Genomic DNA, 12,154 nt, shown 5'->3' with positions numbered 1-12,154 from the left:
CAGATTGTAGAAAAGTAAATAACTTTGCGCATTATACACGTCATACGGAAAAAATACCGCAGTCGTCGGTCTATTGCGCCTTAAAAGCGTGTAATCGGTTCGTGGCTTTAGTCAGCCCGTCTTTCAGCCAGATTTCGGTGCAGCGCGCCGCTTCGTCTACCGCATCGTCGATCAGCTTCTGTTCTGCTGCCTGCGGTTTGCCGAGGACAAAACCGACAACTTTACTTTTATCGCCCGGATGGCCGATCCCGATACGTAAGCGATGAAAATTAGGGTTATTGCCTAATTTGCTGATGATATCTTTTAACCCATTATGACCGCCGTGGCCGCCGCCCAGCTTAAACTTCGCGACGCCAGGCGGGAGATCCAGTTCGTCGTGGGCCACCAGAATTTCATCTGGATTAATGCGATAGAAGGTTGCCAGCGCCGCCACGGCTTTGCCGCTAAGGTTCATAAAAGTGGTGGGCACCAGCAGGCGGACATCTTCCCCCGCCAGGTTAATGCGCGAGGTGTAGCCAAAAAATTTACTCTCTTCGCGCAGCGGGGCACGAAAGCGTTCAGCCAGTAAATCGACGTACCAGGCGCCAGCGTTATGGCGCGTCCCCGCGTACTCTGCGCCGGGGTTTGCGAGGCCGACAATCAGTTTAATCGTCACGTTATTGTTCCTGAGTGGGCAATCTTTCCGGCGGCTAGTTTACGTCGTGACGGGCTGCTTGACAAAAATAAGCGCTGAAAGCGTAAAAAACGGAATAGTTTTCCAGAGTGATAATGCGCATTGAAAAGCATATCAGTAACTTAAATGTAAAGTTATGTTGATGATATGTGCCTATTTGTGATCGGTAGCGCACTTATCCACAGCGGTGTTGTCTATACTTTACACACATGGAATAGGGATATATCCCGAAACCCAAAGCCAATCTACGGAGGTGACACTATGAAACGCAAAAACGCTTCGTTACTCGGTAATGTGCTCATGGGGTTAGGCCTGCTCGTGATGGTCGTCGGTGTCGGTTATTCTATTTTAAACCAGCTGCCGCAGCTTGACCTCCCGCAGTTCTTTGCGCACGGGGCCGTACTCAGCATCTTCGTCGGCGCGATTCTTTGGCTGGCCGGGGCGCGTGTCGGCGGGCACGAGCAGGTGAGCGATCGGTACTGGTGGGTTCGTCACTACGACAAGCGCTGCCGTCGCGGCGGTGGGTCATCACACCGTCCTGGCTAAATAAGGGCTCCGTGAAGGAGCCACTGAGACAGTTAACAAAGTCCTGGCCGTTAAGACCGGGACTTTTTGTTTTTATCACCTTATGACTCAAACAGCCGCAAATGCAGGGCCTTAACGGCGCTATCGGCTTCATCCGCGGGCAGCAGAATGCAAAGATTATTGCTGGAGGCACCGTGGCAGACCATGCGAACCGCATGCGTCTCAAGCCAGGCAAAAACATCCTTAAACACGCCAGAGACCTGCGTAAGCTGATTGCCGACCAGCGTCACCAGTGCCAGGCCGGTTTCCACTTCTACGCGACAGTGGGAAGACAGCTCGGTAAATAACGATGTGGTCAGCGTGTGATCTTCACCCGAGGTGGCGTGAGTGGAGTCCAGCGCGAGCGCAATGCTGTTTTCGGAGGTTGTCACCAGATCGGCGGCCACCGAATGACGCGCTAACAGCGCAAACATCTGCGCTAAGAAATGGCAGGACGGTTGTGCATCCAGGCTGTGCAAGCGCAGCAGCGTTTGCTTGCGGCGCACCGCCACCGCACGGTAGCGCGGCGGGTTGTCCGTCGTGCAGCAAACCAGCGTACCGCCAGCGGCGATATTTTTGCTGGAGCCAACGAACACCGGAATGTTTTTGCGCATCGCCGGCATCAGCGTGGCGGGGTGTAGCACTTTCGCGCCGTAGGCTGCCATATCGCTCGCTTCGGCAAACGAGATGCGGTCGATCCGTTTGGCATTAGGCGCAATACGCGGGTCGGTTGTATAAATACCGGCCACGTCGGTCCAGATATCCACCCGTGCCGCGTGGAGGGCTTCGCCGAGCAGCGACGCGGTATAGTCGCTCCCACCGCGGCCGAGCGTCGTGGTGTGCCCGCTGGCATCGCGGCCAATAAACCCCTGGGTAATCATGATGGCCTGCTCAAGGCGTGGGCGCAGGTGCATTTCGGCCAGTTCAGCCAGCGCGGCGACGTCCGGCTCAGCGCAACCGTAGTTGGCGTTAGTGCGAATCACGCTGCGCGCATCAAACCAGCTGGCTTCGACCTCGCGCTCGCGCATGACCTCGGTAAAGAGCAGCGAAGACATCAGCTCGCCGTGGCTCACGAGTTCATCGCTCAGCGCGGTGGAAGGCGACGCCGCGGCGGTTTGCGCCAGGCGGCCGATATTGTCGAGGAGATTATCGATTTCCTTGCTGATAACCGAAGGCTGCTTCAGGCGGGAAATAATGTTGTACTGGATAGTACGTAACGTCTCGAGCTTGTCTAATTGCCGATGGCTTTCCAGACCTTCAGAAAGTTCGACCAGCAGGTTGGTCACGCCTGCCGAAGCAGAAAGAACGACTAAACGAACGTTGGGATCAGCAAGAACAATGCTGGCACTGCGGTTCATCGCGTCAAAATCAGCGACGCTGGTGCCGCCAAATTTGGCAACGATGAATTGTGGATAAATGCGTGTCATAACAATCTCATATCAGGGCGCCATGAAAGCATGGCTAGAAAATTTTCATTCTCGGCATAAGGGAAGCGTCTTCGCCTTACGAAATGTCCGCCCGCGAACATTTCTGATGACAACCCAGGAAAGGCTCCTGTTGTCGATAACGTGTTTCGCCTGTACGCGTTACCGGGTGATGCGCATTAGTTCTTTATTTACAGAGCCTGCAAATAAGCGCGCCATAGTAAGTGATTTATCCAGAGGGATCGACTTTTTTATTTTATTTCAGCATAAACAAGTGAAAAATCATGCATTCGGCGGTTAGTGCTTACATTATTAATGGTAAATTCGTGTAAGTGAATAATAAAACCATGAAAATAAGATGGCTTTTAATACATCATGCGGGTGGCTTCTGCGGAGAGGTCTTTAAGACAAATGGTAACAAAATTTAATAAATTTGAGGGCGCTGCGTCGGTGTTACTCATTGATTTTAAATGAAAATTAAACGATGTTTCAGACCTTAAAATAAATGATTGAGTCCAACGCTAAAACAACATATATTAGCCGCGCTTTTTTACAGGTAATCCTTATAACCATTTATTCAATCAGGCGTTAATCTACACCTGGTTGTAGGAGTGATATGATGACGGATAAAGTCCGTATTGATACTTTAAGTGCTAATTCATTACCACAGAGCAATGATACCTTTTTAGCAAGACAGGCTGAGTTTGAATCTAATGTCCGCAGCTATCCCCGTAAACTGCCATTAGCCATCGCTAAAGCGCAGGGCGTCTGGATTACTGACGTAGAAAATAATCAATATCTTGATTGCCTGGCAGGTGCCGGAACCCTGGCGCTTGGTCATAATCATCCTGAAGTGCTGCAGAGCATTCAAAGTGTCATCACAAGCGGCTTACCGTTACATACGCTTGATCTTACTACCCCATTAAAAGATGAATTTTCATCTTATTTACTGTCCTTATTACCGGGGCAGGGCAAAGAATATTGCCTGCAATTCACCGGTCCGTCCGGCGCAGATGCCGTTGAAGCGGCCCTGAAGCTGGCGAAAAAAGTGACCGGCCGTTCCAGCGTGATCAGCTTCTCCGGCGGTTACCACGGGATGACCCACGGCGCGCTGTCCGTGACCGGCAACCTGTCACCGAAAGAAGCCGTCAGCAACATGATGGCGGAAGTGCAGTTCATGCCGTATCCGCATGAGTACCGCTGCCCGCTGGGTATCGGCGGCGAGGCTGGCGTCAAAGCATTAACCTATTACTTCGAAAACCTGATTAACGACGTTGAAAGCGGCGTGCGTAAACCTGCGGCCGTGATCCTTGAAGCCGTGCAGGGCGAAGGCGGCGTGAACCCGGCGCCGGTTGAGTGGCTGCAACGTATTCGTAAAGTGACCCAGGAACACGGCATTCTGCTGATCATCGATGAAGTTCAGGCTGGTTTCGCACGTACCGGTAAGCTGTTCGCCTTCGAACACGCTGGCATTGAGCCAGATATCATTGTGATGTCCAAAGCGGTTGGCGGCGGTCTGCCGCTGGCGGTTCTGGGCATTAAAAAGCAGTTCGACGCATGGGCCCCGGGCCACCACACCGGCACCTTCCGTGGCAACCAGCTGGCGATGGCGACCGGCCTGACGACGCTGAAGATCCTCAAAGACGACAACATTGCCGATAAAGTGGCTGCCCAGGGCGAGTGGCTGAAAGGCAAGCTGGCTGACCTGCAGAAACGCTACCCGGTGATTGGTCATGTACGTGGTCTGGGTCTGATGATTGGTATTGAGATCGTGAAGCCGAACGAAGCGCAGGATCATATGGGCTGCTACCCGGCCGATGGCGAATTGTCCGCGCTGCTGCAGAAAAAATGCTTCGAAAATGGGCTGATTCTGGAGCGTGGGGGCCGCAACGGTTGCGTACTGCGTCTGCTGCCGTCTCTGCTGATCACCAACGCTGAGCTGGAAGTGTTCCTCGATAAATTCGAAAACGCCCTGCTGGGCGCTGGCGTGAAGCCGGTTTAAACGGAGTTGGATCGAATGTCAGACGTAAACCCGATTCTGTCCGGCTCGGCGCAAAGCATTGCCGCCTATCAGGATGCTATCGAGCAGAGTACGCGAGCGGTCGTTGAATGGTTGAAGCAGCCTGAGATGTATCAGGGCAAAACCGTTGAGCAACTGCGCGAACGCATCAACCTGAACTTTACGTCTCAGGGCCTGGGCAACCAGGCCGCTATTGAGCGTGCGGTTGAATACTTTCTGAAAGACAGCCTGTTAGTCCACCATGCCCAGTGCGTGGCGCACCTGCACTGCCCGAGCCTGGTGATTAGCCAGGCGGCGGAAGTGCTGATCAACGCCACCAACCAGAGCATGGACTCCTGGGACCAGAGCCCGTCCGCCACCATCATTGAGATCAAGCTGATCGAATGGCTGCGCGAGCAGGTGGGCTATACGGCGGGCGACGCCGGCGTGTTTACCAGCGGCGGTACCCAGAGCAACCTGATGGGCCTGATGCTGGCGCGCGATGCCTTCTTCGCCCGCCAGGGGCATTCCATTCAGCAGAATGGTCTGACCGGTGACCTGAGCAAAATCAAAGTGTTCTGCTCTGAAAGCGCGCACTTCTCCGTGCAGAAAAACATGGCGCTGATGGGGCTGGGCTACCGTTCCGTCACTCAGGTGAAGACCGATGCATTCTCGCGTATGGATCTGGCTGACCTGAAAGCCAAGCTGGCTCAGGCGAAAGCCAACGGCGAGCAGGTGATGGCGATTGTCGCCACCGCCGGGACCACCGATGCTGGCGCCATCGATCCGTTAGCGGATATCGCGGCGCTGGCGGCGGAGCATCAGATCTGGATGCACGTGGATGCAGCGTGGGGCGGGGCGTTACTGCTGTCTGAGAAGTATCGCGACTTCCTGAACGGTCTTGAGCTGGCGGACTCCGTGACGCTGGACTTCCACAAGCAGTTCTTCCAGACCATCAGCTGCGGCGCGTTCCTGCTTAAAGATGCGCGTCACTACGAGCTGATGCGCTATCAGGCGGCATACCTGAACTCAGAATTCGATGAAGAGGCTGGCGTGCCGAATCTGGTGTCGAAGTCGCTGCAGACCACGCGCCGTTTCGATGCGCTGAAGCTGTGGATGGGTCTTGAAGCGCTGGGCAAAAAGCAGTACGCCGAAATCATTGATAACGGCGTCACGCTGGCGCGTGATGTGGCTGCGTTTGTCAAAACTCAGCCGCATCTGGAGCTGGTGATGGAGCCGCAGCTGGCAAGCGTGCTGTTCCGCTTCCGTCCTGAAAGCGATGACATGGCGTTCGTTGCGCTGCTGAACCAGCGTATTGGTGACGTTCTGCTGGCTTCGGGGAGCGCCAACGTCGGCGTGACTGAATCGGATGGCATCACCTGCCTGAAGCTGACGCTGCTGAACCCGACGGTGTGCCTGGAGGACGTTAAAGTTCTGCTGGGGAGCGTGAAAGACACCGCTGAGCAGTTGCTGAAAGCGTAAGCAATCACGTTGCGATAAAAATGGCTCCCGAGGGAGCCATTTTTTTTTGCCTGTGATGTCACGCGACGCCGGGGAGGCTACGGTGCGGGGGTACGGTCAGAGGATGTCTGCCAGGGCGGCATCTTTGTTTGGGAAGAATGCCAGACGGCCAGGAATCGGCTGAATACCCGCGCGCGCCATGGTGCGCAGCGGCTGGAATTCCAGGTTAGATACCCGCAGCTCGCAGCCTTCAGGCAGTTTTTTCACAAACCGCTGGAAGGCATCCAGGCCACCGGCATCCAGTACCGGGACCGCGTCCCATTTCAGCACCACAATGCGTTTACCGGCAATGCGCGTTTCCAGATCGCTGAATAAACCTTCTGCAGCGGCAAAAAACAGCGGGCCAATGACGCGCAGTACCAGCACATCATCCGGCACCGACACGTTAACCGCCGACAGACGCGTCATACGCGCAATCCGGCGCATAAACAACAGCGAAGCCAGCACGATGCCGACGCTGATAGCGATGACCATATCAAACAGCACGGTCAGCGACATGCAAATCAGCATCACAATAATGTCGTCTTTTGGCGCTTTGCGCAGCAGATACACGACCTTATGCGCCTCGCTCATATTCCATGCCACCATCAGCAGCAGGGCGGCCATCGCCGACAGCGGCAGCCAGGACAGCACCGGCGCGAGGATCAGCAGCGCCAGAATCACCAGAATAGCGTGAATAACCGCGGAAACCGGTGAGGTGGCACCTGCGCGAACGTTAGCCGCGGAACGCGCTATCGCGGCAGTGGCGGTAATACCACCGAAGAACGGGGCGACAATGTTGCCCAGACCCTGACCAACCAGTTCGCTGTTAGCCTTGTGTTTGGTGCCGGTCATGCCGTCAAGCACCACCGCGCACAGCAGCGATTCGATGGCCCCGAGCATGGCCATCGAAAATGCGGCGGGCAGCAGCGCATGCAGCGATGCCCAGCTCAGCGTGAAGCTGGAGCCCGGGAGATCCCACGGCAGCACAAACTGCGGCAGCAGCTGCGGAATGCCGTTGCCCTGAGAGCCGTCGGCCAGCACGTAGTGGAACTGGGAACCAATGGTCGCAACGTGTCCGCCGAGCAGGTTGACCAACAGCATGACCACGCAGCCGGCGATAAGCGCAGGCAGGTGACCCGGCAGGCGCAGGCCGAGGCGTGGCCAGAGGATCAGCGTGCCGAGGGTGACGATGCCAATGGCCGCATCGCCAACGTTGATGGTCGGCAGCGCCATTACCAGCGCGCCCACCTTCTGTAAGTAGTGTTCCGGAACGTGCGTCATTTGCAGACCGAGGAAGTCTTTAATCTGCATGGTCCCGATGGTAATACCAATCCCCGAGGTGAAGCCAAGCGTCACCGACAGCGGAATATATTCGATCAGGCGGCCAAAGCGGGCCAGGCCAAAGAGGATCAGGAATATTCCGGACATCAGGGTCGCCACCAGCAGGCCTGCCAGACCAAACTGCTGCGAAACGGGATAGAGGATCACCACGAAGGCCGCGGTGGGGCCGGATACGCTAAAGCGGGAGCCACCGCTCAGGGCGATAACGATCCCCGCGACGGCCGAGGTATACAGGCCGTACTGTGGCGCAACCCCGCTGCCAATAGCCAACGCCATCGCCAGCGGAATGGCAATGATACCGACGGTGATCCCGGCAATCAGGTCGCGCATAAAGCGCGCCGAGCTGAACTTCTCTTTCCAGCAGGCGTCGATCAGCGCGCGGAAAGGCATGATATCGGAGGAGAATAATTTATTCACAATACTGTTTCATCCATGAGCGCATCATCTGTCACGTGAATGGCAGTGAAGTTGGCATAAATCATACAAATAAATACTATAGACAAAAAAACCCGCCGCAGCGGGTTTTTTAACCAGATTCGATTAATGTTCGAACATGGCAGAGATGGATTCTTCGTTGCTGATACGACGAATCGCTTCGGCCAGCATCCCGGACAGGGTCAGGGTGCGAACGTTCGGCAGCGCTTTGATCTCATCGCTTAACGGGATGGTATCGCAGACAACCACTTCGTCGATGACGGAGTTACGCAGGTTGTTTACCGCGTTGCCGGAGAAGATCGGGTGAGTTGCGTAGGCGAATACGCGTTTAGCACCACGCTCTTTCAGCGCTTCAGCCGCTTTGCACAGCGTACCGCCGGTATCGATCATGTCATCAACCAGCACGCAGTCACGACCGGCAACGTCGCCGATGATATGCATAACCTGAGACACGTTCGCACGCGGGCGACGTTTGTCGATGATAGCCATGTCGGTATCGTTCAGCAGCTTAGCGATAGCGCGAGCGCGAACCACGCCGCCGATGTCCGGAGAAACCACGATTGGGTTATCCAGGTTCAGCTGCAGCATATCTTCGAGCAGGATTGGGCTACCGAATACGTTATCCACCGGGACATCGAAGAAGCCCTGGATCTGTTCAGCGTGCAGGTCTACGGTCAGTACGCGGTCAACGCCTACGCTGGACAGGAAGTCAGCAACAACTTTAGCGGTGATAGGTACACGAGCAGAGCGAACGCGACGGTCCTGGCGAGCATAACCGAAGTAAGGGATAACGGCGGTGATACGGCCTGCGGAAGCACGGCGCAGGGCATCAACCATAACGACTAATTCCATCAGGTTGTCGTTAGTTGGGGCACAAGTGGACTGGATGATGAAAATATCACCACCGCGTACGTTTTCATTGATTTGTACGCTGACTTCGCCGTCGCTAAAGCGACCTACAGCGGCGTCGCCGAGAGAAGTGTACAGGCGGTTGGCAATACGTTGTGCTAGTTCCGGGGTGGCGTTACCAGCAAAAAGCTTCATATCAGGCACGAGAAGAACCTCAGGCATGCGTCCAGTGGTGGATGAAACGGGCCAAAAACTGTGCGGGCCAGGCGCGATTTCATCCAGGCGGTGTATTAAAGAGCGCGATGCAACGTCTGGAACAGGGTGACGTTGTCACCGGAGCTCAGTTTGCCCGGCTTGGTACTCATCACCATTCTTCTTTCGTCAGCAATACTGACGGAAACCGAATGATTCAGAGCAGGGCTTGCTTCAATGGCGAGAGGTTAACACCTTTTGCCACAAAGCCTTGCAACCATTCCGGGGCTTGCTCAAGCACCTGGCGGGCAGCGAGTTCCGTGTCGAATTCAGCAAAGACACAGGCTCCTGTTCCAGTCAGGCGCGACGGCGCGTATTCTAACAGCCAGGAAAGCACATCATCAACCTCGCGAAAACGTTTTCTTGCGATAACCTCGCAATCATTGCCGAATTCACATTTTAATAACGTTTCTATTGACCTGACCGGGGTATTTCGTGGCAGCTCCGGATCGCGAAAAATGACCGGGGTCGGGATACTGACCCCGGGATGGGCAACCAGGTACCATTTTTCCGCCACCTCAACCGGGGTGAGCACTTCGCCAACCCCTTCGGCAAATGCCGCATGGCCGCGAACAAACACCGGCACGTCGGCACCGAGCGTCAGCCCGATGGCCGCCAGCTCGTCTTCCGACAGCCCGCATCGCCACAGGTGGTTAAGCGCCACCAGCACGGTCGCTGCGTTGGATGAACCACCGCCGAGACCGCCGCCCATCGGCAAACGTTTTTCAATGCTGATATCGGCACCGCTACCGGCTGGCAGGCGCTGCGATGCCGCCGCCGTTTTCATCAACAGCCGCGCGGCGCGAATAATCAGGTTTTCTTCATTCGGCACGCCCTTGACCGGCGTGAGCAGCCGTAGCTGCCCGTCCGAGCGCGGCACAATCGTCAGCGTGTCGCCGTAGTCGAGGAACTGGAACAGCGTCTGCAACGTATGATAGCCGTCAGGTCGCTGCCCGGTGATGTATAAAAACAGGTTGAGCTTGGCAGGTGAGGGCCAGGTGGTCATCATCTTACAATCCAGTTATCCATGCGCAGCTTGATGCGCTGACTACCTTCGGTCAGCTCCATGTTAGACGGCAGCGCGGGCTGGGTTTTGCTGTCGTAGCCGCTGTAGACCACTTTCCAGGTCTTACCGTTTTCGGTGTAGTGCAACTCGCTCAGGCGGTACTGGTCGTCGAGCGTATAGTCGGTAGCGTTGCCCGGCAGGCCGAGGATCCACTGGCGCAGGCTGTTCAGCGGAATCGGCATACCGGTCAGTTTGCCCACCATTTCTTCGCCGTCGGTATCGGTATAGCGCTGGCCTTTATTGTCGGTTAGCTGCGCGGAGCCCGGTCGGCCAATCAGTTCCATTTCGGTGCTGCCCAGCGGGTTGGTCAGCAGCAGACGATAGTTATCCTGGCCGGTTTGCTGCCAAAAGAAACGGGCATACACTTTTTGCTGGTCGGACAAATAGGCGAAAGCGCCGCGCGTCTGATATTGACTCAGTTGGCGCACTTCCTGCTGGTGCTGCTGCCACTGCGGCGAGGTGGGGCTTTTACCAGGGCCTTTCGGTGGATTAACGGTACAGGCGGTAAGAACCAGTGCTGCGAGAGGCAGCAAACGAATCAGGCGAGGCAGGGCCATGATGAAAATCCTTGATGTGCGTTACGATTATAACGCTTAATGCTAGCGTCGCCCGTGGGCAGCGTCTACGCTCAAGTTGTCTTAAATCATAAAATTAACCCAGCTTGCCTATTACTCCAAAAGGGGAGCCTCCCTTTTATTGATCTCGCGCATCCTGTATGATGCGCTCAGACTAACCTTATCAACGCTGGTACTACTCCCGCACAATGACCCTTTTAGCTCTTGGCATCAATCATAAAACAGCCCCGGTAGCGCTGCGAGAACGCGTCACGTTTTCGCCAGATACGCTTGACCAGGCGCTGGAGAGCCTGCTGGCTCAGCCAATGGTACAGGGGGGCGTGGTCCTGTCGACCTGTAACCGCACCGAGCTCTATCTCAGCGTAGAAGAGCAGGATAATCAGCATGAAGCGATTATCCGCTGGCTGTGCGATTACCACGGCCTGAATGAAGAAGAACTGCGCCAGAGCCTTTATTGGCACCAGGACAACGACGCCGTCAGCCATCTGATGCGCGTTGCCAGCGGGCTGGACTCGCTGGTGTTGGGCGAGCCGCAAATCTTAGGGCAGGTAAAAAAAGCGTTTGCTGATTCCAGCCGCGGGCATCTGCACGTCAGCGAGCTGGAACGCATGTTCCAGAAATCCTTCTCTGTTGCCAAGCGCGTGCGCACGGAAACGGATATCGGCGCCAGCGCGGTGTCGGTGGCGTTTGCAGCCTGTACCCTGGCGCGACAGATTTTCGAATCGCTCTCGTCGGTCACCGTACTGTTGGTGGGTGCGGGTGAAACCATCGAGCTGGTGGCGCGCCATCTGCGCGAACATCACGTGAAAAAAATGGTGATTGCCAACCGTACCCGCGAACGCGCACAGGTGCTGGCCGATGAGGTCGGCGCTGAGGTGATCGCGCTGAGCGACGTCGATGAACGCCTGAAAGAGGCCGACATCATTATCAGTTCTACCGCCAGCCCGCTGCCAATTATCGGTAAAGGGATGGTGGAGCGCGCGCTGAAAGCGCGTCGCAACCAGCCGATGCTGCTGGTGGATATTGCCGTGCCACGCGATGTAGAGCCGGAGGTGGGGAAACTCGCTAACGCCTATCTCTACAGCGTGGACGACCTGCAAAACATTATTCAGAATAACCTCGCGCAGCGTAAAGCCGCCGCGGTACAGGCTGAAACCATCGTCGAGCAGGAAACCAGTGAGTTTATGGCCTGGCTACGCGCGCAAAGCGCCAGCGACATCATTCGTGATTATCGCTCCCAGGCTGAAACGGCGCGTGAGGAACTCACCGCTAAAGCGATCGCCGCGCTCGAACAGGGTGGCGATCCGCAGGTCATCATGCAGGATCTGGCGCGCAAGTTAACCAACCGCCTGATCCACGCGCCAACCAAATCTCTTCAGCAGGCCGCCCGTGACGGGGATGACGAACGCCTGCATATTCTGCGCAACAGCCTCGGGCTGGAGTAGCACAACTCTATTTATAACAAGGTGCATT

The 12,154-nt window shown here is 55.8% G+C and carries 10 protein-coding genes; 4 read left to right on the top strand and 6 right to left on the bottom strand.

Features of this window, described 5'->3' with window-relative positions:
• Positions 1-70 precede the first annotated feature (70 nt).
• A complete protein-coding gene (gene pth, locus H7R58_RS12920) occupies positions 71-655 on the bottom strand; it encodes an aminoacyl-tRNA hydrolase (RefSeq protein ID WP_106926653.1) in 585 nt (194 codons plus the stop codon).
• A gap of 279 nt (positions 656-934) precedes the next feature.
• On the opposite strand from pth, the gene ychH reads away from it, so the two are divergent.
• Positions 935-1,219: a stress-induced protein YchH gene (gene ychH, locus H7R58_RS12915; protein ID WP_106926655.1), complete on the top strand. Its 285-nt coding sequence runs from the start codon at positions 935-937 to the stop codon at positions 1,217-1,219.
• An 80-nt stretch (positions 1,220-1,299) separates the two neighbouring features.
• On the opposite strand, the gene lysC is transcribed toward ychH, so the two are convergent.
• Complete coding sequence (gene lysC, locus H7R58_RS12910; protein ID WP_106926657.1) at positions 1,300-2,664, bottom strand: lysine-sensitive aspartokinase 3; 1,365 nt, start codon at positions 2,662-2,664, stop codon at positions 1,300-1,302.
• A gap of 613 nt (positions 2,665-3,277) precedes the next feature.
• Here lysC and H7R58_RS12905 point away from each other — a divergent pair.
• Both H7R58_RS12905 and H7R58_RS12900 read left to right on the top strand, forming a co-directional pair.
• A complete protein-coding gene (locus H7R58_RS12905) occupies positions 3,278-4,663 on the top strand; it encodes a diaminobutyrate--2-oxoglutarate transaminase (protein ID WP_096878374.1) in 1,386 nt (461 codons plus the stop codon).
• Between the two features lie 15 nt (positions 4,664-4,678).
• Positions 4,679-6,142 (top strand): pyridoxal phosphate-dependent decarboxylase family protein, encoded by a 1,464-nt coding sequence (locus H7R58_RS12900; protein WP_106926661.1) that lies wholly within the window; start codon positions 4,679-4,681, stop codon positions 6,140-6,142.
• Positions 6,143-6,238: 96 nt separating this feature from the next.
• Here H7R58_RS12900 and dauA read toward each other — a convergent pair whose 3' ends face one another.
• The 4 genes from dauA to lolB all read right to left on the bottom strand — a co-directional run bounded on the left by dauA (position 6,239) and on the right by lolB (position 10,663).
• Positions 6,239-7,921, bottom strand: coding sequence for a C4-dicarboxylic acid transporter DauA (dauA, locus tag H7R58_RS12895; protein ID WP_182934375.1), 1,683 nt, complete (start codon positions 7,919-7,921; stop codon positions 6,239-6,241).
• A gap of 123 nt (positions 7,922-8,044) precedes the next feature.
• Positions 8,045-8,992 (bottom strand): ribose-phosphate diphosphokinase, encoded by a 948-nt coding sequence (gene prs / locus H7R58_RS12890; RefSeq protein WP_003856663.1) that lies wholly within the window; start codon positions 8,990-8,992, stop codon positions 8,045-8,047.
• Positions 8,993-9,197: 205 nt separating this feature from the next.
• Positions 9,198-10,046, bottom strand: a complete 849-nt coding sequence (gene ispE, locus H7R58_RS12885) for a 4-(cytidine 5'-diphospho)-2-C-methyl-D-erythritol kinase (RefSeq protein WP_181357998.1) — start codon at positions 10,044-10,046, stop codon at positions 9,198-9,200.
• Entirely contained in the window at positions 10,046-10,663 is a 618-nt protein-coding gene (gene lolB / locus H7R58_RS12880; protein ID WP_182934374.1) for a lipoprotein insertase outer membrane protein LolB, read from the bottom strand. Before lolB ends, ispE begins: the two co-directional genes overlap by 1 nt.
• 206 nt (positions 10,664-10,869) lie before the next feature.
• On the opposite strand from lolB, the gene hemA reads away from it, so the two are divergent.
• On the top strand, positions 10,870-12,126 hold the full coding sequence (hemA, locus tag H7R58_RS12875; protein WP_106926668.1) for a glutamyl-tRNA reductase: 1,257 nt from the start codon (positions 10,870-10,872) through the stop codon (positions 12,124-12,126).
• Positions 12,127-12,154: the final 28 nt, after the last annotated feature.

Origin of the sequence: Klebsiella sp. WP4-W18-ESBL-05 (genome assembly GCF_014169075.1) — a bacterium.
Taxonomy (GTDB): Bacteria; Pseudomonadota; Gammaproteobacteria; order Enterobacterales; family Enterobacteriaceae; genus Kluyvera; species Kluyvera ascorbata_B.
The sequence above is the reverse complement of the archived record's forward strand: the minus strand, read 5'-3'. Positions and strand labels throughout refer to the sequence as shown.